Source organism: Pseudomonas sp. SK, from assembly GCF_012975065.1.
Lineage (GTDB): Bacteria > Pseudomonadota > Gammaproteobacteria > Pseudomonadales > Pseudomonadaceae > Aquipseudomonas > Aquipseudomonas anuradhapurensis.
On the sequence record NZ_CP051857.1, the window covers coordinates 5,511,048 to 5,532,435 of the forward strand.

Annotated in this window: 15 protein-coding genes and 1 pseudogene; 7 read left to right on the forward strand and 9 right to left on the reverse strand. The window is 64.1% G+C overall.

What is annotated here, in order from left to right; translation table 11 throughout:
- Positions 1 to 13: 13 nt before the first annotated feature.
- On the forward strand, positions 14 to 1,276 hold the full coding sequence (locus HG549_RS25095) for an OprD family porin (RefSeq protein ID WP_170033737.1): 1,263 nt from the start codon (positions 14 to 16) through the stop codon (positions 1,274 to 1,276).
- A 2-nt stretch (positions 1,277 to 1,278) separates the two neighbouring features.
- Positions 1,279 to 2,877, forward strand: coding sequence for an MFS transporter (locus HG549_RS25100; RefSeq protein WP_170033739.1), 1,599 nt, complete (start codon positions 1,279 to 1,281; stop codon positions 2,875 to 2,877).
- 166 nt (positions 2,878 to 3,043) lie between these two features.
- Here HG549_RS25100 and HG549_RS25105 read toward each other — a convergent pair whose 3' ends face one another.
- From HG549_RS25105 to ycaC, 4 genes are all read right to left on the reverse strand, one after another.
- The gene (locus tag HG549_RS25105; RefSeq protein WP_170034346.1) at positions 3,044 to 4,885 is read right to left on the reverse strand and encodes an amidohydrolase; all 1,842 of its coding nucleotides are present in this window, start codon (positions 4,883 to 4,885) and stop codon (positions 3,044 to 3,046) included.
- 367 nt (positions 4,886 to 5,252) lie between these two features.
- A complete protein-coding gene (locus HG549_RS25110; protein WP_170033741.1) occupies positions 5,253 to 6,071 on the reverse strand; it encodes an alpha/beta fold hydrolase in 819 nt (272 codons plus the stop codon).
- A gap of 38 nt (positions 6,072 to 6,109) precedes the next feature.
- Positions 6,110 to 6,676, reverse strand: coding sequence for an antibiotic biosynthesis monooxygenase (locus HG549_RS25115; RefSeq protein WP_170033743.1), 567 nt, complete (start codon positions 6,674 to 6,676; stop codon positions 6,110 to 6,112).
- Positions 6,677 to 6,791: 115 nt separating this feature from the next.
- Positions 6,792 to 7,421, reverse strand: coding sequence for an isochorismate family cysteine hydrolase YcaC (ycaC, locus tag HG549_RS25120; RefSeq protein ID WP_170033745.1), 630 nt, complete (start codon positions 7,419 to 7,421; stop codon positions 6,792 to 6,794).
- Between the two features lie 287 nt (positions 7,422 to 7,708).
- On the opposite strand from ycaC, the gene HG549_RS25125 reads away from it, so the two are divergent.
- Complete coding sequence (locus tag HG549_RS25125; protein WP_170033747.1) at positions 7,709 to 9,115, forward strand: PAAR domain-containing protein; 1,407 nt, start codon at positions 7,709 to 7,711, stop codon at positions 9,113 to 9,115.
- Between the two features lie 519 nt (positions 9,116 to 9,634).
- On the forward strand, positions 9,635 to 11,062 hold the full coding sequence (locus HG549_RS25130) for a mechanosensitive ion channel family protein (protein ID WP_170033749.1): 1,428 nt from the start codon (positions 9,635 to 9,637) through the stop codon (positions 11,060 to 11,062).
- 81 nt (positions 11,063 to 11,143) lie between these two features.
- On the opposite strand, the gene HG549_RS25135 is transcribed toward HG549_RS25130, so the two are convergent.
- A complete protein-coding gene (locus HG549_RS25135; RefSeq protein WP_170033751.1) occupies positions 11,144 to 12,430 on the reverse strand; it encodes an FAD-binding oxidoreductase in 1,287 nt (428 codons plus the stop codon).
- A 167-nt stretch (positions 12,431 to 12,597) separates the two neighbouring features.
- Entirely contained in the window at positions 12,598 to 14,088 is a 1,491-nt protein-coding gene (locus HG549_RS25140; RefSeq protein ID WP_170033753.1) for an aldehyde dehydrogenase family protein, read from the reverse strand.
- 135 nt (positions 14,089 to 14,223) lie between these two features.
- Between HG549_RS25140 and HG549_RS25145 the strand changes: the two genes are divergently transcribed.
- Complete coding sequence (locus HG549_RS25145; protein ID WP_170033755.1) at positions 14,224 to 15,114, forward strand: LysR family transcriptional regulator; 891 nt, start codon at positions 14,224 to 14,226, stop codon at positions 15,112 to 15,114.
- A 191-nt stretch (positions 15,115 to 15,305) separates the two neighbouring features.
- The gene (locus HG549_RS25150) at positions 15,306 to 16,700 is read left to right on the forward strand and encodes a VOC family protein (RefSeq protein ID WP_170033757.1); all 1,395 of its coding nucleotides are present in this window, start codon (positions 15,306 to 15,308) and stop codon (positions 16,698 to 16,700) included.
- Positions 16,701 to 16,739: 39 nt separating this feature from the next.
- Here HG549_RS25150 and HG549_RS26415 read toward each other — a convergent pair whose 3' ends face one another.
- The 3 genes and pseudogenes from HG549_RS26415 to HG549_RS25160 all read right to left on the reverse strand — a co-directional run bounded on the left by HG549_RS26415 (position 16,740) and on the right by HG549_RS25160 (position 19,732).
- Positions 16,740 to 17,600 carry a methyl-accepting chemotaxis protein gene (locus HG549_RS26415; protein ID WP_372241590.1) on the reverse strand — a complete coding sequence of 287 codons (861 nt, stop codon included), beginning with the start codon at positions 17,598 to 17,600 and terminating at the stop codon, positions 16,740 to 16,742.
- A gap of 45 nt (positions 17,601 to 17,645) precedes the next feature.
- A pseudogene (locus tag HG549_RS26420) lies at positions 17,646 to 18,638 on the reverse strand (Cache 3/Cache 2 fusion domain-containing protein); the annotation flags it as partial.
- 167 nt (positions 18,639 to 18,805) lie between these two features.
- A complete protein-coding gene (locus tag HG549_RS25160; RefSeq protein WP_170033761.1) occupies positions 18,806 to 19,732 on the reverse strand; it encodes a LysR substrate-binding domain-containing protein in 927 nt (308 codons plus the stop codon).
- A gap of 155 nt (positions 19,733 to 19,887) precedes the next feature.
- On the opposite strand from HG549_RS25160, the gene HG549_RS25165 reads away from it, so the two are divergent.
- Positions 19,888 to 21,276, forward strand: coding sequence for a NorM family multidrug efflux MATE transporter (locus HG549_RS25165; protein ID WP_170033763.1), 1,389 nt, complete (start codon positions 19,888 to 19,890; stop codon positions 21,274 to 21,276).
- Positions 21,277 to 21,388 lie beyond the last annotated feature (112 nt).

Sequence of the window (21,388 nt, forward strand, 5' to 3'; positions counted from 1 at the left end):
CGCTGGAGCCCCCATGATCCGCGCCAACCCCGGACCAGGCCGCGTCCTGCTCACCACCCTTGCCCTCTGCCCGTTGCTCAGCCAGGCCGACGAAGCTGGCTGGTCGCTGCTCAGCCGCAATTATTTCCTGCACAGCGACTTCCGCTCACCCTCCGCCAGCGGCCAGAACTACCGCCAGGAATGGGCCCAGGGCTTCATCGGCGACATCCGTTCCGGCTTCACCGAGGGCACGCTCGGCGTCGGTATCGATGCCCACGGTTTTCTCGGCCTCAAGCTCGACGGTGGCCGCGGCCATGCCGGTACCGGCCTGCTGCCGCGCGACAGCGATGGCCGTGCCGAGTCCGACTATTCCAGTGCCGGCGCCGCACTCAAGCTGCGCCTGGGCGACACCCAGCTGCGCTACGGCGAGATGACCGTGGAAACCCCGGTGTTCGATACCGCCGACAAACGCCTGCACCCGGAATACGCCACCGGCTGGTTGCTGGAGAACCGCAGCCTGCCCGACTGGCACCTGCAGGCCGGGCGCTTCACCGCCTTCAACAACCAGGACAACAGCGCTACCCATGATGATTTCAGCGGCTACGGCGCCAGCACCGAGAACCGCGCCATCAGCCTGGCCGGCGCTACCTTCGCGCCCTCAGGCCCATTCGGCGCTGCGCTGTACGCCGGGCAACTGCAGGACACCTGGCGCCAGGCCTATCTCAACCTGAACCTTGCCGAGGGCACCTGGCGCCTGGACGGTAACCTGTACAAGACCCGCGACACCGGCAACGCCAGCGCCGGGGCGATCGATACCCTCGCCTACAGCTTGCTGGGCAGATACAGCTTCGGCGCCCAGGCGCTGAGCCTGGCCTACCAGAAGGTCGAAGGCGCCACCCCGTTCGACTTCGTCGGTGGCGACTCCATCTACCTGGCCAACTCGATCAAGTACGCCGATTTCAATGGCCCCGGCGAGCGCTCATGGCAAATGCGCTATGACCTCGATTTCGCCACCCTCGGCGTGCCTGGCCTGAGCCTGATGGGCCGCTACGTCAGCGGCCGTGGCATCGACGGCAGCCACGCCCCGGCGCGCGGCGCCTACGTAGGCCAGTATGGCGAGGGCGGCAAGCATTGGGAGCGCGACATCGACCTGAAATACCTGGTGCAGTCGGGCGCCGCCAAGGACCTGAGCCTGTCGCTCTCCCATGTCAGCCACCGCGCCAACCAGGCCCAGGCCGGCGATGACATCGATCGCCTCTACCTGATCATCGAATACCCACTCAAAGGCAGCTTCTGATCATGAGCACATCCCCTTCAGGCGCCTGGAGCCCGTTGCGCAACACCACCTTCCGCATGCTGTGGATCGCCACCATTGCCTCCAACATCGGCACCTGGATGCACGAGGTGGGCGCCGGCTGGCTGATGACCACGCTGTCGGCGAGCCCGCTGCATGTGGCGCTGATCCAGGTGGCCGGCTCGCTGCCGATGTTCTTCCTGGCCCTGCCGGCCGGCGCCGCGGCGGACATCGTCGACAAACGCCGCTACCTGCTGCTGGTGCAGCTGTGGATGTCCGGCGTGGCCGTTGTGCTGGCAGCCTTGACCCTGCTCGGGCTGATGAACGTCACCTTGCTGCTGGCGCTGACCCTGGCGCTGGGCATCGGTACGGCGTTGATGATGCCGGCGTGGAGCGCGCTGACGCCGGAGCTGGTGGGCAAGCAGGACCTGGCCAACGCAGTGGCGCTTTCCAGTGTCGGCATCAACGTGTCCCGCGCCATCGGCCCGGCATTGGCAGGGGTGGTGGTGAGCCTGGTCGGCCCGTGGCTGACCTTTGCCCTGAATGCCGTCTCGTTCGCTGGCGTGATCCTGGTGTTGTTCCTGTGGAAACGCGAGGTGAAGGAGCCACTGCTGCCGGCCGAGCGCTTCGTTGGTGCCATGCGCACCGGGTTGCGCTTTGCCCGCAGTGCCAAGCCGTTGCAGGCGGTGATGCTACGCGCGCTGGCGTTCTTTTTCTGCGCCAGTGCCGGTACGTCACTGCTGCCGCTGATCGTGCGTGGCGAGATGCGCGGCAGCGCAGCAGACTTCGGCTTGCTGCTGGCGGCCATCGGGATTGGCGCAGTGGCTGGCGCCACCTTGCTGCCACGCCTGCGCGAACGCATCAGCCGCGACCGCCTGGTGATGTTGGCCAGCCTGCTGTATGCCCTGTTCCTGTTGGCCCTGGCGCTGGCGCGCAACTTTTATGTGCTACTGCCAGCGATGCTGCTCAGCGGCGCGGCGTGGATCGCGGTGCTGTCCAACCTGCAAGTGGCTGCGCAGACTTCGGTGCCGGCCTGGGTACGGGCGCGGGCATTGTCGGTGTACATCCTGATCTTCTTTGGTGCCATGGCCGCTGGCGGGCTGCTGTGGGGCACGCTGGCCAGTCATGCATCGATCACCTTGAGCTTGCTGCTGGCCGCAGGCGGGCTGGCCTTCGGCACCCTGCTGACCTGCAGGGTGACGCTGCCGGAAACCGAAGCCGAAGAGCTGACACCGTCGCTGCACTGGCCGGTGCCGGTGCTGAGCGATGACCTCGACCAGGACAACGGGCCGGTGATGGTCACCGTCGAATACCATATCGAACCGGCCAAGGCCGCAGCCTTCCAACGGGCCGCGCGGGAGCTGGAGGCGATGCGCAAGCGCAATGGCGCATTGTCGTGGGGGTTGATGCGCGACAGTGCCGATCCGGCAGTGTGGCTGGAGTTCTTTTTTGAAGAGTCGTGGCTGGAGCATTTGCGGCACCACCACCGGGTGACCCGGGGTGAGCTGAAGATCGAGGCCCGAGTGCGGATGTTGCAGACCGATGGGGTGGAAGTGAAGATCCGGCATCTGTTGGCTGGAGTTGAGCACAAGGCTCACCATTGATGTTGGCTTTTCCGGCCTCTTCGCGGGCTCGCCCGCTCCCACAGGGATCGCACAAAGCCTGAGGGCTGTGGTGTACCTGTGGGAGCGGGCGAGCCCGCGAAGAGGCCAGCACTGAAGGAACAAAAAAAGGGGCCAGATACTGGCCCCTTCTTCACATCAGCTCAGCTTAGAAAGCGAAGCACGAGCAACCCAGCGCCCCCCAGAAGCCCTGGAAGTCATTCACTGGCACATTCGAATGCCGCGCCTTCTCATGACTGTGCGCATGTACCCCGCAAGGCCCGACGCACTGGTGCGCCACAGCCGCCAGCGATGGCGTACCGACGCGCCAGTGGCCCGGTACCTTGGTCACCGGTGACCACTCCGGCAGCACCGGCACCTGTGGCGGGCCGAGCTTGTCGAACTCTGCCGCGGCGTACACCACCTTGCCATCGACCACGGTCAGCACCGACTCGATGCCCTTGATCGCTTCTTCGTCGACGCTGAAGAAGTCCAGCGACAGTGCCGCCAGGTCGGCCAGCTGGCCCACCTTGATCTGCCCCTTCTTGCCCTGCTCGCTGGAGAACCAGGCACTGCCCTGGGTAAACAGCTGCAATGCGGTGTCACGGCTGAGACCTTCCGGGTACAGCTCCATGCCGCCGACGGTCTTGCCGCTGACCAGCCAGTACAGCGAGGTCCATGGGTTGTAGCTGGACACGCGAGTAGCGTCGGTACCGGCACCCACCGGCACGCCCATGTCGAGCATGCGCTTGATCGGCGGGGTCTGCTCGGCAGCCTTGGCGCCGTAGCGGTCGACGAAGTACTCACCCTGGAAGGCCATGCGGTCCTGGATGGCGATACCACCGCCCAGCGCACGCACGCGTTCGATGTTCTGCGGGGTGATGGTTTCGGCGTGGTCGAAGAACCACGGCAGGCCATTGAACGGAATGTCGCGGTTGACCTTCTCGAACACGTCGAGCATGCGCGTGATCGATTCGTTGTAGGTGGCGTGCAGGCGGAATGGCCAGCGCTGCTCGACCAGGTGGCGCACCACCGGCTCCAGCTCCTGCTCCATGGTCTGCGGCAGGTCCGGGCGCGGCTCGAGGAAGTCCTCGAAGTCGGCGGCGGAGAACACCAGCATCTCGCCGGCGCCGTTGTGGCGCAGGAAGTCGGTGCCGCTGTGCAGCTTGACGCTGGAGGTCCACTTACGGAAGTCGTCCAGCTCTTCCTTGGGTTTCTGGGTGAACAGGTTGTAGGCGATGCGCACGGTCAACTGGTTGTTGTCGGCCAGTTGCTGGATCACCTGGTAGTCGTCCGGGAAGTTCTGGTAACCGCCACCGGCATCGATGGCGCTGGTCAGGCCCAGGCGATTGAGTTCACGCATGAACTGGCGGGTAGAGTTGACCTGGTACTCCAGCGGCAACTTCGGCCCCTTGGCCAGGGTGGCGTAGAGGATCATCGCGTTGGGGCGGGCGATCAGCATGCCGGTCGGGTTGCCGAACTTGTCGCGCTGGATCTCGCCACCCGGCGGGTTAGGCGTGTCCTTGCTGTAGCCGACAGCCTTGAGCGCAGCGCGGTTGAGCAATGCGCGGTCATACAGGTGCAGCAGGAACACTGGCGTGTCCGGCGCGGCCTGGTTGATTTCTTCCAGGGTGGGCATGCGTTTTTCGGCGAACTGGAATTCGTTCCAGCCACCGACCACGCGCACCCACTGCGGGGTAGGCGTGCGCGCGGCCTGGTCCTTGAGCATGCGCAGGGCATCGGCCACCGAGGGTACGCCTTCCCAGCGCAGCTCCAGGTTGTAGTTCAGGCCGCCACGAATCAGGTGCAGGTGCGAGTCATTCAGGCCCGGAATGACCGTGCGCTGCTTGAGGTCGATAATTTGCGTGGAGGCGCCTTTGTGGGCCATGGCCTCGGCGTCGTTACCCACGGCGATGAAGCGGCCATCCTTGATGGCGACGGCGGTCGCGGTGGGCTTTTCACGATCAACGGTGTGCAGTTTGCCGTTGAACAGAATCAGGTCGGCGGTCATGGAACCTCCTTGAGTGGATGCGTAAGCGGAACCGGTAAAGGGCAATGCGGACCAGAGCGCACCGGCGGCACCGAGCACGCTGCTGGTGGCGAGGAACTGGCGACGGGTCTTGTCGTTGCGGTCCTGGGACATGGTCTTCTCCGTCTGGTGGCGGCGCCGGCAGGCGCAACTGCGGAGCATGCCGGTTGGTGCAAGGCCAGGGCTTGGATGGATGTGCGGTGGGTTGTAGAAGGTTAGCCCTGTTCAAGCTTTGTGCTGCCTGGGCCGGCCTCTTCGCGGGCAAGCCCGTTTCCCACAGGTAGGTCACAAGGCCTGAGGCGTGCGCCGTACCTGTGGGAGCGGGCGAGCCCGCGAATGCCTGGCACAATTACTTCTGCAAGAACGCCAACAGGTCCTCGTTCAGCTGCTGCGCATGCGTCACGGCAAACCCGTGCGGCGCTCTGGCATACACCTTCAGTTCAGCCCCACGAATCAGTTCCGCCGCCTGCTTGCCGGTGGTCTCGAACGGCACGATCTGGTCGTCGTCGCCATGGATCACCAGGGTCGGCACATCGACCTTGGCCATGTCCGGGCGGAAGTCGGTCTCGGAGAATGCCGTCACGCAGTCCAGGGTGCCCTTGATCGACGCCATCAGCGCGATGTTCAAGGTTTGGGTCTGCACGCCCTGGGACACCTGCTGCCCATGGTTCAGGCCATAGAACGGCGTGGCGAAATCGGCGATGAACTGCGCCCGGTCGGCACGCAGACCGGCGCGGATGCCTTCGAACACCGACTGGTCGACACCCTGTGGGTTATCGTCACGCTTGCCGAAGATCGGCGTCACCGCACCCAGCAAGACCAGGCCGGCCACACGCTCGCTACCGTGACGGGCAATGTAGCGGCTGACATCGCCACCGCCCATCGAGAAGCCCACCAGGGTCACCTCGCGCAGGTCGAGGTGTTCGATCAGCTGGGCGATGTCGTCGGCAAAGGTGTCGTAGTCGTAGCCGCTCCACGGCTGGCTCGAACGGCCAAAGCCACGGCGGTCGAAGGCGATGGCGCGGTAACCGCGGCTGGCCAGGAACTCCATCTGCGAATCCCACATGTCGGCATCCAACGGCCAGCCATGGCTGAACAGCACAGGCTTGCCACTGCCCCAGTCCTTGTAATAGATCGAAGTGCCATCGCGGGTAACGAACGTGCTCATGTTGGTATCTCCTTGAAAATGTCGAGGTAAAGGCTTGCTCAGCCGCGCAGCCAGTTGGCGCAGCGACGGGTGACCCAGGGCATGATGTAGAACACCACGGGCAGGATGACGAACAGGTTGCCGATCAGGTTGCCGATGATTGCCCCGCCCAACTGCGGAAAGCGCGCGAACAGCGGCGCCAACAGATGCGGAACGATCAGGGTCATCGGGCAGATCACCAGGTAGGTCAGCAGCGCCTGCTTCCAGCGCGGCGGTTGCGCTGCGCGGTTACTCGGCGGGGTGAACCAGAACTCCGGGTCGTCATGCACCTGGGTGTGGTCTCCGCCTTCGAGCAATGGCAACACTTCGTTGACCAGTGCCTGGCGCTCGGCCGAGTTGACCCAGGCCTGCAACAGGCTGGCGTCGGCGAAGCGCACCACGGTGGTGAAGTGCAGCCCGCCGTCATCGGGGCGGATGACATTGACGTCCAGGTGCCCAGGCTGCCGGCGCGCAGCGCTGACCGTGCGCTTGAGCCAGGCTTCGTAGGCGGCCAGCGACGCGGCGCGGACCTTGTGCTGGATGACCAGGGTCACCACGTTGCGGTTGTCTTGGAATGCGGTGTTCATCGGCGTTCCTTGGGATGAGCTTGCCCGCAGCAACTGTGCAACGACGGACGGGCGGAGGATTGGACGGGTGTGCTGCACTGGCCGGGCACCGACTGGCGGCGCCCGGGACCGTGGCTTACTTGTTGGCGTTGAAGGCGTTGTAGCTGGTCATCAGGTTGCGGTAGTCCGGAATGTGGTTGGAGCACAGCGCCGCCAGGCCTTCGATGTCGTTGCGCCAGTCGCGGTGCAGCTCGCAGGCCACGCCGAACCAGGTCATCAGCTGTGCACCGGCCTGGCTCAAGCGGTCGTGGGCAGCGTCGCGGGTCAGGGCGTTGAAAGTGCCGGAAGCGTCGGTCACCACGAACACTTCGAACTCTTCTTCCAGGGCCGACAGCGCCGGGAAGGCTACACAGACCTCGGTCACCACGCCGGCGATGATCAGCTGCTTCTTGCCGGTGGCCTTCACTGCCTTGACGAAGTCTTCGTTGTCCCAGGCGTTGATCTGGCCTGGGCGGGCGATGTACGGGGCGTCCGGGAACAGCGCTTTCAGCTCGGGTACCAGCGGGCCGTTGGGGCCTTGCTCGAAGCTGGTGGTGAGGATGGTCGGCAGGTTGAAGAACTTGGCCAGGTCGGCCAGCGCCAGCACGTTGTTCTTGAACGCGTCCGGCTCGATGTCACGCACCAGCGACAGCAGGCCAGCCTGGTGGTCGACCAGCAGGACAGCGGCGTCGTCTTTGTTCAGGCGGTTGTATTTGAAGTGGGCCATGGTCATTGCTCCTAAAGGTTTCGATGTTCAGTAAGTTGGGTGTTTCGCGTTGATGGGAGAAGATTAAAACCATGACCTTTGGCGCGGTAGTAAGCGTTTTTTGGCTTTAGCGTTCCATTTGATGAACGATCTTTTGCTAGATGCTTCGCCAGCAAGCACAGCGTGCAGAAGTGAAGTAGGTCCAAATCTTTATTGCAGGTAGGACATTTCCCAAACCACCCTCACCCCGAAAATTCCCACCTTTCGACTGTTAAGTTCCAGGCTTCCCCTTCAATGTGAGGTAAGCCATGAGCCTACGCATCAGCATCTTCGGCAAAGGCCAAGGCCTGGACGGAGACACAACCACCACCGGCGCCATCTGCATCGCCAGCCAGGGCAGGGGCCGTTCCAATGGCAACGCCTGGCTGCTCGAAGGTGACAAGACCACTGCCTGCCCGCGCTGTGGAGAAACTGGCACTCTGGTCGAAGGCGAGGCCTGCTGGACGCAGGACGGCATACCCACGGCAGTCGATGGCACACTGGTCAGATGCGGGTGCCCGTTGGGCGACAATCGTGTGGTCGCCCCATTGCACATAGGTCCTGCCCCGCGTCGCACGAATGCGGTCGCAGCCGTTAGCGATGCACTGCCACAGGCTTGCGCAAGTTCGCACGCGATGAGTGGCTGGCAGCCTTCGGCTGGGCCTACTGCTGCAATGCAGGGCATGGCGCCCGGTTTCTACATCGTTCCGCGGTGCATGACGTACCAGGACGTCCTGATTGAACTCGGTGCCCCGCAAGCCAACCTGCCGCGCTCGATCCTGGAACGCCTGAACCCGACACATCAGCAAGGGTTCAAGGCCGGCGAGATCTTCGTCATTGGCGATGGCCTCAGCCGGCCGGCCTACACCCAGGAAGAATTGCAGGTCATGAGCGCAGCGAAGCAAGCACGGGAGGCGCTGGCGAGCCTGACAACGGAAGAGGCCAACTTCATGATGCGGCACCAGGCTGAGATTGCTGGGCTGTTCAGTGAACTGAGCTTGTCAATGGGCGTCAGTGAATCGGCGATGGCTAAAGCGCTGGATGAACTGACCACCACCTTGCGCAAGATTGAGGAGTTGCATCAACAACAATTTTCCAAACACGGCCATCTGCGCAGCGCTGAGTTCTTTACCGAACGCAGTAAGCTATTCAAGCTACTGGATACACAGTTGAGGATGACGTTTTTGAACAAGCGCTTGGATTTGGGCAGGTATGAAACGCTACGCCGCGACCTGGGAATATCCAGTCGCAGCCTTGTGCATCACTGGAGCAAAGCTGGAGCACCAGACCAAATCCCTGGCTACTCAACCCACTTGCATAAACTCGCAGTTATTTCGAAATATCTGAAGGCTGGAGGCTATGTAGGAATAGCAGTGGGCGGCGGGTCGTCTATCTTGAAAGTTCAAGAAGCATGTACATCAGGCACTGAGCATGTCTGCAAAAAAATAAAGTTCATGGAAGCAGGTAATTTCTCCGGCGGGCTCGCAGGAGGTACCGCTGGGGCCATTGCAGGGAAACTGGTTGCTGGATTCGCTTGTGTCAGCCTAGGCCCGGTAAGCGCCACCGCATGTGCCGTTGCGATTGTAGGTGCTGGCAGTTATGTGGGAAGCGTGGGAGGGACGAGCATCGGTGAATACGCTGGAGAAAAACTGTATGAGTCTACCGAACGTGACTAGCTTCATTGATTCCACATGGGGGCTTGGATTGGCCTTGATGCCGTTCATACTTTTACTGTCAGGCATGGGTCTCATTGTACAAACTGCCTCTCAAAAAAATTATCTGGACTTCACGAGTGCCTTGGCCCGGAGCAAGTGCTTGGCATTTGCCATCAGCTTGTGGGGCACGAACACCTTGCATTCTCGCGTCTCGGTTATAGCAACTTTGTGCGGAACAGTTATCTATCCAACCTTCTTCACCAAGCGAGGACTACTGGATCCCGAGGACATGAAGAGGCTTCCTGTTAATATGAAACTGAAAATGCGCATTGCCTCGTGGCTTCTAATAACAGGATTCCTCTGGCTATTGTCAGCAGCCACTTTTATCGAACTCAACAAATAGCATTGCCGGTTGTTACCCTCTCCGGCAAAGTGGCAGGCAACGCACTGTGATGCGAGGAAATGCCGACCTCTTCCCCATTGCCTGCCACCCCAACCTGCTCTATTACTACCCATTGCCCTCCTCCACCCGAGACCACCATGCTGGCCTTCATCCAGTCCTCCCCCTTGTTGCTCGGCACCGCACTGATCCTGCTCGACCTGGTGCTCTGGCAACTGATCCCCCTCCAGCACCGAGCCTGGCGCATCGGCGTACGGCTGGGGATCTTCCTGCTGTTCAGCCTGGTGCTGGTGGCCGCCGGCATGAGCCCGCTGCAACCTCCGCCGTGGCCTGACGATGTCTCGCGCAACCTGTTGGCCACGGTATTGGCCATCGGCTGGTGGCTGTTCGGCGCGCGTACGGTAACGGTGGTGTTCGGCCTGTTGCTGGTGGCCCGTGGCAGCCATGGCGGGCGCTTGCTGCAGGATGTGCTGGGGGCGTTGATCTTCCTGGCCGCCGTGGTCGCCGCGGCAGGCTATGTGCTGCAGCTGCCGGTGAAGGGCCTGCTGGCCACCTCCGGGGTAATGGCCATCGTCATCGGCCTGGCGCTGCAAAGCACCCTGGCCGACGTGTTCAGCGGCATCATCCTGAACACCACGCGGCCCTACCAGATTGGCGATTCGATCTCGATCGACGGCACCGAAGGCAAGGTGCTGGAAATCGACTGGCGTGCTACCCGCCTGCTCACCGGCAGCGGCAGCCTGGCGGTGATCCCCAACTCGGTGGCAGCCAAGGCGCGGCTGCTCAACCACAGCCGCCCGGCCGACGTACATGGCGTATCGATCAGCGTGGTGGTGCCAGCCAAGGTGCGCCCCAAGCGCGTGTTCGATGCGCTGGAAAAAGCCTTGCAAGGTGTCAGCGCCATTCTGGCCACGCCAAAACCGAAGGTCGCGGTGAAGGCGTCGACGCTGGAATCAGTAGAGTACGAGGCCAGCGGCTTCGTCGCCGACGCAGGCGTCAAGGGTGATGCGCGCAACCAGCTGTTCGACCTTGCGCACCGGCACCTGGAGGCCAGCGGGGTGATGTGGAACGTGGACCTGGCCATGCCGCCACGCAGCCGTCAGCGCGAGGTACTGGACGAAGTACGAGTGTTCCGCTCGCTGACCGATGAAGAACGTGATGCCCTGAGCCAGCGCATGACAGCGGTGGAATACCTCGCGGACCAGGTCATCCTGGGTGTGGGCGAGCATTCCGAGCACCTGCTGGTGATTGGCAGCGGCGTGGTGTCGGCGTCGATCCGCGATGGCGACCGGCTGGTGGAAGCCGGGCGCATGGGGCCGGGTGAGGTGCTGGGGATCGAGGGCATCATCGACGAGGATGACTCGTTTGCCGAGTTCCGCACGTTGACCAGTTGCGTGCTGTATCGCATCGACAAGGAACAGGTCAAAAGCTGCCTGGTGCAACGTGGCGAGGTGCAGGCAGCGCTTGGCAAGTTGCAGCGCTTCAGGCGCCAGAGCCGGGAATCGCTGTTGTTGCAGAAGCCGGCTTCGATCAAGAAGGGCGGCTTCCTCAGCTGGTTGCACAAGTAGGCCTGGCCGGTTCCCACAGGTACCGCACAGGTCTCGAGGCCCGCGCGGTTGGGGTTGGCTTGCCAGCGATAGCGCCAGTGCTTACAGCACAACCCTCAGGCATTGCCCCGCGTGGTACAGCGAGAACCCGGACTCGTAGAATGCAGTGCGCAACGAAGGTGCACTCACCCCCTTCATCGGCGAGAACGGAATCGGCAGGCTGCCCGCCTCGCCCTTCAGCAGGAATTCGGCAAATGCCCGGCCGATCACGGTCCCGGTGGTATTGCCACGCCCGTTGTACCCGGTGACAGCCACCAGCCCCGGCGCTGGCTCGAACAGACGCATCAGGTGGTCGGGGGTGAAGTCGATGCAGCCGGTCCAGTGCATCTCCCATTCGACCTTGCCCAGCTCGGGGTAGTAGTGGCTCTGGATCCGGTCGGCCCAGCTGCGTATGAACCAGGCCGGCTTGTTGTCGACCCGGCCAAGGCTGCCCAGTAGCAGGCGGCCCTGGTCGTCGCGGCGGATGCTGCTGAGCACGGTGCGGGTGTCCCACGAACCCTGACCATGCGGCAGTACCTTGTCGGCGGCAGCGCCGTGCAACGGCTTGGACGCCACCTGGTAGTAGTAACCGCGGAAGAACTGCTTCTGCAGGTTGCTCCAGTCGCCCTCGGTATAGGCGCCGGTAGAAATCACCACCTTGTCGGCGCGCACGGCGCCACGTGCGGTCTTCACCCGCCAGGCATCGCCGTCACGCGCCAGGCCTTCGACCGACGACTGCTGGAACAGCTTGCCGCCCAGGCGCGCTACCGCAGCAGCCAGGCCCTGGGTGTAGCCCATGGGGTTGATGGTGCCGGCGCGGCGGTCGAGCAGCGCGGCGGAGATCTTGTCGGTACCACAGTATTCCTGGCATTGGGCGCCGGTCAGCAGCTCCACATCGGCCCCCCGGCGGCGCCATTGTTCGTGGCGGGCCTCGAGGTCGGCGATGCCGGTGGCGTTGTGCGCCATGTGCAAGGTGCCTTTGTGCTGGGCCTGGCAGTCGATGCCAAGGCGCTCGATCATGGCGAACACTTCAGCCGGGGCCTCACCCAGCACCTTGTTCAGGCGGCTGCCCTGCTGCAGGCCAAGGGTGGCTTCGACATCGTCAGGGCGAATCCAGGTGCCGGCGTTGACCAGGCCGACGTTGCGCCCGGAGCCACCGTGGCCGATCTTCCAGGCTTCCAGCAAGATCACCGACTTGCCCTGCTCGAGCAGGTGGATGGCCGCTGACAAGCCGGTAATGCCGCCACCGATCACGCAGACATCGGCCTTGTGCTCACCGGCCAGGGCCTGCGCGGCGACGCTCGGTTCTGTGACGAATTCCCACAAGCATTGTTGACGCAGTTCGGACATGGCCCGGCTCCAGCAATTTATTCTTGTTTGGGGCTGCTTTGCAGCCCATTCGCGGGCACGCCCGCTCCCACAGAATCCTCACAGGCTTCGAACGCTATGGGGACCCTGTGGGAGCGGGCTTGCCCGCGAACCGGGGGCCATGCCCCCGGCCATGCAGCATCAATCCATCAATCGAACACGATACCCTGCGCCAGCGGCAGCTCGCGCGAGTAGTTCACGGTGTTGGTCTGGCGACGCATGTAGCCTTTCCAGGCGTCCGAACCGGACTCACGGCCACCGCCGGTTTCCTTCTCGCCACCGAACGCACCGCCGATCTCGGCGCCGCTGGTGCCGATGTTGACGTTGGCGATACCGCAGTCGCTGCCCGAAGCACTCTGGAAGCGCTCGGCCTCACGGATGTCGGTGGTGAAGATGCACGACGACAGGCCTTGTGGCACTTCGTTGTTCAGCCGCAGGGCCTCTTCGAAATCGTCGTAGGCCAGCACGTACAGGATCGGGGCGAAGGTTTCGTGGCGCACCACGTCGCTCTGCGCCGGCATTTCGGCAATGGCAGGCGACACGTAGTAGGCATTCGGGTACTGGTCGGCCAGCTGGCGCTCGCCGCCAAACACCTGGCCGCCTTCGTCACGGGCCTTGGCCAGCGCACCCTGCATGGCATCGAACGACTGCTTGTCGATCAGCGGGCCAACCAGGTTGTCCTTGCGTGGGTCGCCAATACGCACCTTGCCGTAGGCGGCCTTCACGCGGGCAACCACTTCGTCCTTGATCGAGCGGTGCACGATCAGGCGGCGCAAGGTGGTGCAACGCTGGCCGGCGGTACCGACAGCGGAGAACAGGATGCCGCGCACGGCCAGGTCCAGGTCGGCACTCGGGGCCAGGATCATGGCGTTGTTGCCACCCAGTTCCAGGATGCTGCGGCCGAAGCGGGCAGCCACGCGCGGGCCTACTTCACGGCCCATGCGGGTGCTGCCAGTGGCGCTGACCAGCGGTACGCGCGGGTCGTCGACCAGGGCTTCGCCGGCTTCACGGCCGCCGATTACCAGTTGCGCCAGGCCAGCCGGGGCATCACCGAAGGCTTTCAGGGCTTTGTCGAACAGCGCCTGGCAGGCCAGCGCGGTCAGCGGGGTCTTCTCCGACGGCTTCCACACCACCGAGTTGCCGGCCACCAGGGCCAGGGCGGTGTTCCAGGCCCAGACCGCGACCGGGAAGTTGAAGGCACTGATCACACCGACCACGCCCAGCGGGTGCCAGGTTTCCCGCATGTGGTGGCCAGGGCGTTCGGAGGCGATGGTCAGGCCGTACAGCTGGCGCGACAGGCCAACGGCGAAGTCGCAAATGTCGATCATTTCCTGCACTTCGCCCAGGCCTTCCTGGGTGATCTTGCCGGCTTCGATCGATACCAGCTCGCCGAGGTCGGCCTTGTGCTCACGCAGCACTTCGCCGAACAGCCGCACCAGTTCGCCACGGCGCGGGGCCGGCACGCTGCGCCAGGCTTCGAAGGCACCTTGCGCCTGGTCGATGCGGGCGATGGTCTCGGCCTTGCCGAGCAGTTTCACCGAGGCGATCTGGCTGCCGTCGATCGGCGTGTGAACAGGGTAGTCGCCCTGGGTGTAAGCCTCGGCAGCAACGCCAAGGCGCTCGAGCAATCCAGCAACCATTGTGCTTCTCCTACATCGGGTGATGGGGTGGAAAAATGATGTGGGTCAGTATTAATCCGATCACATAGCTACAACAAACGACCTTTATTCCGCATATCATTCCGTCAGGTAATGATTTGAGCCGCAGAGACCGCTATGTCCAAACGCCTGGTGCCCTCCATGACCGCCCTGCAGTGCTTTGAAGCTGCAGCCCGCCATTTGAGCTTTACCCGTGCCGCCGAAGAACTGCACCTGACCCAGAGCGCGGTCAGCAAGCAGGTGGCGCAGTTGGAAGACATGCTGCGCCACCACCTGTTCCTGCGCATCCGCCGCCGCCTGCAGCTGACCCCAGCCGGTAGCCTGTACCTGGCCGAGGTCAACAAGATCCTCACCCAGGTCGACATGTCCAGCCGCTACGTGCTCACCTACGGCGAGCAGACCGAGATATTGAAGGTAGCCACCCAGCCGAGTTTCGGCGTGCGCTGGCTGATTCCGCACCTCAAGGGGTTTGGCAAACGCCACGGCAACATCCACCTCGACATCCGCAACGAGATGGAGCCGTTCGCCTTGCTGCAGGGTTCGGCAGACGTAGTGTTCTTCTATGGCCAGGGCACCTGGCCGGGGGCTACCTGCATGGAGCTGTTCGGAGAAGAAGTGGTGCCGGTGTGTGCGCCGGAGCTGCTGGCCGGCCGCGAGCTGGTCGATGCCGGGCAACTGGCCGAGCTGGTGCTGCTACAGAGCACCTCGCGGCCAGAAGCGTGGCACGAATGGTTTCTGGAGCTGGGCCTGGAAAGCGTCAGCGCCTACCACGGGCCGCGCTTCGATACGTTCTATATGGCGTTGAGCGCTGCGCAGTCCGGCTGCGGCGTGGCGCTGGTGCCGCGCTACCTGGCGGCGAAGGAACTGGCCGAGGGCAGCCTGGTGATGCCGTGGAACCATGCGATGCCCAGTGTCGGGGCGCATTACCTGGCGTATGCCGAGCATGCAGCGGAGGTGCCCAAGGTGCGGGCGTTGGTGGAGTGGATTCGCGAGCAGCTCTCGGCTTGAGGGCCTCTTCGCGGGCACACCCGCTCCTACAGGGTCCACGCATGGTCTGAACTCTGTGGGAGCGGGCATGCCCGCGAAAAGGCCCTCGAGGTCGATCAAAAAAGGAATGACACACTCACTTTTTTTCGCTTGTAAGCCAAGTGCATTCCCCGCTTTCATGTAAGCGTCCGAACCCAACCAGGAAGCTAGCGATGCCCGCCCACGATTTCGTCAGCCCCGACAACATCCGCGCGCAGTTCTCTGCCGCCATGTCGCTCATGTACAAACAGGAAGTGCCCCTGTACGGCACGCTGCTGGAGCTGGTGAGCGAAATCAACCAGCAGGTCATGGCCCGGCAACCTGAAGTCGCCGAGGCCCTGCGCTGGACAGGCGAAATCGAACGGCTGGACCAAGAGCGCCACGGGGCTATCCGCGTCGGCACTGCTGAAGAACTGGCAACCATTGCCCGCCTGTTCGCAGTGATGGGCATGCAGCCGGTCGGCTACTACGACCTCAGCTCCGCCGGGGTGCCAGTTCACTCCACCGCCTTCCGCGCAGTGCACGAGCAGTCGCTGCACGTCAGCCCGTTCCGCGTGTTCACTTCGCTGCTGCGCCTGGAACTGATCGACAACCCGCAGCTGCGTGCACTGGCAGAGAGCATCCTGGCCAAACGCAAGATCTTCACCGACCGCGCCCTTGAACTGATTGCCCAGTGCGAACGCGACGGTGGCCTGAACGGCGCAGATGCCGAGGCATTCGTGCAGGAAGCGCTGCACACCTTCCGCTGGCACCATGACGCCACGGTTACTGCCGAGCAGTATCAGCAGCTGCACGACCAGCACCGCCTGATCGCCGACGTGGTGGCCTTCAAGGGCCCGCACATCAACCACCTGACCCCGCGCACGCTGGACATCGATGCGATCCAGGCCGGCATGCCAGCCAAAGGCATCCCGCCGAAGGCGGTGGTCGAGGGGCCACCCACCCGGCGCCACCCGATCCTGCTGCGCCAGACCAGTTTCAAGGCCCTGCAGGAAAAGGTCGCCTTCAGCGACCAGCAGGGCAGCGAAGGCAGCCACACCGCGCGCTTCGGCGAAATCGAGCAACGCGGTGCAGCCCTGACGCCGAAAGGCCGTCAACTGTACGACAAGCTGCTCGATGCCACTCGGGCTGCCCTGGGTGGCGTGCCGGCCGAGGCCAATGCCGAACGCTACATGGCGCTGCTGAAGGAAACCTTTGCCGAATTCCCGGACGACCTGGCACAGATGCGCCAGCAGGGGCTGGCGTATTTCCGTTACTTCGCCACCGAGAAAGGCCTGGCCGCGCGTGACCAGGATGACCGCCCGAGCACCCTGGAAGGGCTGATCGAAGCGGGTCACGTGCACTACGAAGCGCTGGTTTACGAGGACTTCCTGCCGGTGAGTGCGGCAGGGATCTTCCAGTCCAACCTGGGTGACGACGCGCACGCCGAGTACGGCAGCAATGCCAACCGCGCTGCGTTCGAAGCAGCGCTGGGCATGCAGGTGCAGGATGAGCTGGCCATGTATGCACTGAGCGAACGGCGGTCGCTGCAGGCCTGTGCGCAGGCGTTGAACCTGGGTTCGATGTAAGGTTTCAGATTGCGGGGGCGCCCTGCGCCCCCTGCGGTTTCAGCGGAAGCGGTCCACTTCCTGGCGCAACTGTGCCGCCAAACCTTCCAGTTCACGCGCGGTAAAGGCCAGTTCATTGGCCACCTCGCGTTGCTCGCCGTTGGCCTGGGCAATGCTCTGCAGGTTGCGGCTGAGCACCGTCGCGGTACTGCTCTGCTCCTGAGTGGCGGTACTGATCACGGCAAACTGCTCACCGGCCGCACGGCTCTGCTCGTCGATACGCGCCAACGCCTGGGCCACCTTGTCGTTGCGTTCCAGGCCTTCCTGCATCAGCTGGTTGCCTTGCTCCAGCGTGGTGATGGCGTGCCCGGTCTGCTGCTGGATGCTGGTGATCATGCTGGAAATCTCGTCCGTGGCCTGGCGGGTGCGCGCGGCCAGCCCGCGCACCTCATCGGCCACCACGGCAAAGCCACGCCCCTGCTCGCCGGCACGGGCCGCCTCGATGGCGGCATTCAGCGCCAGCAGGTTGGTCTGCTCGGCAATGGCGGTGATCACGCTGATGATGCCGCCGATTTCCTGCGAGCGGGCGCCCAGGCTGTCCATCACCGTGGCGGTACCGCCGAGCGCCTCGGCAATCTGCGTCAGCGAGCGCGACGCCTCGTCCATGGCATTGCGGCCGATGCGGGTCTGCTGGGCGTTGTCACGGGCCATGCGCTCGGTGCCGGCCATGTTGTCGGCGATGTTCATCGAGGTGGCGCTGAACTCTTCCACCGCGCCGGCCATGCTGGTGATTTCGCCGGATTGCTGGTCCATGCCTTCGCACGCACCGGCCGACAGGCCAGCCAGCGAGCGTGCACGGGTACTGACCTGCTCGGAGGCACTGCGGATGTGCTCGACCATGGTCGCCAGTGCTTCACCCATCTTGTTGAAGCTGCGTGCCAGCTGGCCGATCTCGTCATCGCTGGTCACGCTCAGGCGTGCCCCCAGGTCTCCCGCCCCGAGCGCTTCTGCCTGGCGCACCAGGTCGTCCAGCGGGCGCAGCTTGCGGCGCAACAGCCACAGCGTGGCGGCAACAGCCAGCAGCATCGCCAGCAGGCTGCCGATGGCCAGGCGCAGGCCAACGCTCCAGGTCACTTCGCGGATTTCTGCCATCGGCATGCTGGCGACCACGGTCCAGGGCCCTTCGGCGAAGGGGGCGGTGGCGCTGTACAACTGCTGGTCGGCATTGGCCGGCGGCACCAGCCAGGCGCCCTTCTCGTCGCGCAAGGCCAACGAGCCGGTCTGGCCGATGCGGAAGCGCGCCAGGTTGGCAAACTGGGCATTCTGCGCGTCGGTGTAGTCGAAGCCGACGAACAGCACGGCGATTACCTGACCGCTGGCGTCACTCACCGGCACGTAGCGGGTCATGTAGTTACGCTCGAACAGCACGGCGCGGCCCACGTACATCTGCCCGGCCAGCAACCGGGCGTAGGCCGGGTGCTGGCGATCCAGCAGGGTACCGATGGCGCGGCTGCCGTCCTGCTTCTTCAGGTTGGTGCTGATACGCACGAAATCGTCACCGCTGCGCACGAACAGCGTGGCGATGCCGGCGGTCATCTGCTGGAAATCGTCGACCAGTTGGAAGTCGTTGTTCAGCAGCTGGTTGCCCAGGTACAGGGCAGGCGTGGCCTGGCCGGCGACCTGCACGGTCTCCCCCGCATGCAGCGACAGGCCCGAGGCGAAGCGCCGCTCGAACAGCCCGCTGAGGCGCTGGGTATTGTCCTTGAGCGAGCCGTGGAAGGTGTCGAGCTGGTCGGCCAGCAAACGCGCCTCGCTGGCCAGGTGGGCCTGGCGGGTGGCGAGGTTGGCATCGTCCAGCGAGCGCAAGGCGAATAGGGTACTGCCGGAAATCACCAGCGCCAGCACGATGGCGAGGGCAACCCCCAGTTGCGAGGCGATTCGGGCACGCGGTTGAGACATGGTCAAGCTCCTGGCAAGAGGCCGGGATCGTCCTGATCACGTGGGCCACCCGCTTGTTGTCGTCGGGAAGCGCGCCCTCTTCCGGGACGCTGGTGCCACTTGATCGGCGTCGCCAGGGAATACTTGAGTGTCGGACCGGGATATTCGCAAACCTTTGCGCCTGGCATTCAAAGCGTCGGCAGGATCTGCACATCGGGCAGATCCACTGCCGCCGCTTCGTCCTGCAGGAACCTGCTCAGACGTCGCAAGCGCTCCCCGCCCGGGCGGGTGCGCGGCCACACCATGTAATAGTCCATACCGCTGGGAACGGCGGTCGGCCACGGCAGGCTGAGGCGCCCCTGGGCCACGTCCTCGGCGACCATCAGCAGGTCTCCCATGGAGATGCCGTAGCCGCGCGCGGCCGCGATCATGCCCAGTTCCAGGGTATCGAACACCTGCCCGCCCTTGAGCGAGACCTGGTCGCCGAGGCCCATGCGTTCGAGCCAGGCGCGCCAGTCGCGCTTGTCCGGCGTCGGGTGCAGCAGCTCGATACCGGCCAGCCGTCGCACATCCCAGGGGCCATCCGCGAGCGGGTCCGGCGCACCTACCGGTATCAGCAGTTCGGCGAACAACCGGCGCACCTCCCAGTCTGGTGGGAACACGCCGTCACTGAGCAGCACCGCACAGTCGAACGGCTCGTTGCTGAAGTCCACATGGTCGACGTCCATCCAGGCACTGGTCAGCTGCACTTCGTTGCCGGGCTGCAGGTGCCGGAACCGGCTCAGCCGCGCCAGCAGCCAGCGCATGGTCAGGGTCGAAGGCGCCTTCATGCGCAGGATGCCGTCTTCGCCACGCAAGGTATCGCAGGCCCGTTCCAGCGCGGCGAAGCCTTCCCGCACGCCTGGCAGCAGCACCCGCGCCGCTTCGGTCAGTTGCAGGCTGCGGCCATTGCGCACGAACAGGCGACAGGCGAAGTGGTCTTCCAGTGTGCGGATATGCCGGCTGACCGCGCTCTGGGTGATCGACAGTTCCTCACCGGCACGGGTGAACGAACTCAGCCGGGCGGCGGCTTCAAATGCACGCAGGGCATACAACGGGGGAAGCTGACGGGACATGAGGCACCTGCCATGCGGGGCTATGAACGGATCACCGCTGAGCATATATGCATGAGTCACACTCATGCCAACGATCGCTTTTATCCTTTTGTGCAAAGTTGACCAAAGCCTCAGAATCGCCCTTCGTTGATCGCCCCAGGAAGAAGGACCGTCCCATGCACGTCGCGCCCACTACCGAACTCAAGGCTTTGCTGCGCCTGGCCGGGCCGCTGATCGCCTCGCAACTGGCGCACATGCTGATGGTGCTCACCGACACCCTGATGATGGCCCGCATCAGCCCGCAGGCACTGGCCGGCGGTGGCCTGGGGGCGGCGAGCTATTCGTTCGTGTCGATCTTCTGCCTGGGCGTGATCGCGGCAGTCGGCACACTGGTGGCGATCCGCAAGGGTGCCAACGACATCGACGGCGCCACGCGCCTGGCGCAGAACGGTCTGTGGCTGGCCTGGGGCCTGGCGCTGTGCGCCGGGCTGGTGCTGTGGAACCTTGAGCCGGTGCTGTTGCTGTTCGGGCAAAAACCCGAGAACGTGGCCTCGGCCGCCGAGTTCCTCACCCTGCTGCCGCTGGCCCTGCCCGGCTACCTGACCTTCATGGCCTTGCGCGGTTTCACCAGCGCCCTGGGCCGCTCGACCCCGGTGATGGTCATCAGCCTGGTAGGCACGGTGCTCAACTACCTGCTCAACGTGGCGCTGATCGAAGGCATGTTCGGCCTGCCCAGGCTGGGCCTGATGGGCATCGGCCTGGTCACTGCAGTGGTGTCGATGGGCATGGCCATCGCCCTGGCGCTGTATATCCGCTGGCACCCGGCCTATGCGGCCTACCCGCTGCGCAAAGGCCTGTCGCGCCCGTCGTTGCCGGCCCTGCGCGAACTGTGGCGGCTGGGCCTGCCGATTGGCGGTACCTACATGGTGGAAGTCGGCCTGTTCGCCTTCGCCGCGCTGTGCATGGGCGTGCTGGGCAGTACCGAGCTGGCGGCGCACCAGATCGCCCTGCAGATCGTCTCCACGGCGTTCATGGTGCCGACCGGCCTGTCGTACGCGGTGACCATGCGGGTGGGGCTGTACTTCGGCGCCGGCAACCTGCTGGCGGCACGCAGCGCCGGGCGGGTGGGTATCGGCTTCGGGGCGATGATCATGTTTGCCTTTGCCGCGTTGTTCTGGCTGCTGCCCGATGCGCTGGTGGGGCTGTTCATCGACCGCAACGACCCGGCCTTCGCGGCGATCTTCCAGCTGGCGGTGCAGTTGCTGGCGGTGGCGGCATGGTTCGAGCTGTTCGACGGCATGCAGACCATTGCCATGGGTTCGATCCGCGGGCTGAAGGATGCCAAGACCACCTTCCTGATCGGGCTGGTGTGCTACTGGCTGGTGGGGGCGCCGAGCGCCTGGCTGTTCACCTTTACCCTGGGCGGTGGCGCGGTGGGGGTATGGTGGGGCCTGGCGCTGGGGCTGGCGTGTGCGGCGGTGGCGTTGACCTTTGGTTTTGAGTGGCGGATGAAGCGGTTGCTGGGGAAGGCCGGGCTGACTGACAGGTCTGCAGTGTCTGTGTGACCGTTGGGGCTGCTTTGCAGCCCTTTCGCGACGCAAGGCCGCTCCTACCTGGGCCTGCGTTCGCCGATCAATGTAGGAACGGCCTTGCGTCGCGACAGGAGGGCGAAGCCCT

Bases quoted from the DNA above. Each gene is read 5' to 3' on its own strand.
- HG549_RS25095 (WP_170033737.1), top strand. From the start codon at position 14: ATGATCCGCGCCAACCCCGGACCAGGCCGCGTCCTGCTCACCACCCTT.
- HG549_RS25100 (WP_170033739.1), top strand. From the start codon at position 1,279: ATGAGCACATCCCCTTCAGGCGCCTGGAGCCCGTTGCGCAACACCACC.
- HG549_RS25105 (WP_170034346.1), bottom strand. From the start codon at position 4,885: ATGACCGCCGACCTGATTCTGTTCAACGGCAAACTGCACACCGTTGAT.
- HG549_RS25110 (WP_170033741.1), bottom strand. From the start codon at position 6,071: ATGAGCACGTTCGTTACCCGCGATGGCACTTCGATCTATTACAAGGAC.
- HG549_RS25115 (WP_170033743.1), bottom strand. From the start codon at position 6,676: ATGAACACCGCATTCCAAGACAACCGCAACGTGGTGACCCTGGTCATC.
- ycaC (WP_170033745.1), bottom strand. From the start codon at position 7,421: ATGGCCCACTTCAAATACAACCGCCTGAACAAAGACGACGCCGCTGTC.
- HG549_RS25125 (WP_170033747.1), top strand. From the start codon at position 7,709: ATGAGCCTACGCATCAGCATCTTCGGCAAAGGCCAAGGCCTGGACGGA.
- HG549_RS25130 (WP_170033749.1), top strand. From the start codon at position 9,635: ATGCTGGCCTTCATCCAGTCCTCCCCCTTGTTGCTCGGCACCGCACTG.
- HG549_RS25135 (WP_170033751.1), bottom strand. From the start codon at position 12,430: ATGTCCGAACTGCGTCAACAATGCTTGTGGGAATTCGTCACAGAACCG.
- HG549_RS25140 (WP_170033753.1), bottom strand. From the start codon at position 14,088: ATGGTTGCTGGATTGCTCGAGCGCCTTGGCGTTGCTGCCGAGGCTTAC.
- HG549_RS25145 (WP_170033755.1), top strand. From the start codon at position 14,224: ATGTCCAAACGCCTGGTGCCCTCCATGACCGCCCTGCAGTGCTTTGAA.
- HG549_RS25150 (WP_170033757.1), top strand. From the start codon at position 15,306: ATGCCCGCCCACGATTTCGTCAGCCCCGACAACATCCGCGCGCAGTTC.
- HG549_RS26415 (WP_372241590.1), bottom strand. From the start codon at position 17,600: ATGGGTGAAGCACTGGCGACCATGGTCGAGCACATCCGCAGTGCCTCC.
- HG549_RS25160 (WP_170033761.1), bottom strand. From the start codon at position 19,732: ATGTCCCGTCAGCTTCCCCCGTTGTATGCCCTGCGTGCATTTGAAGCC.
- HG549_RS25165 (WP_170033763.1), top strand. From the start codon at position 19,888: ATGCACGTCGCGCCCACTACCGAACTCAAGGCTTTGCTGCGCCTGGCC.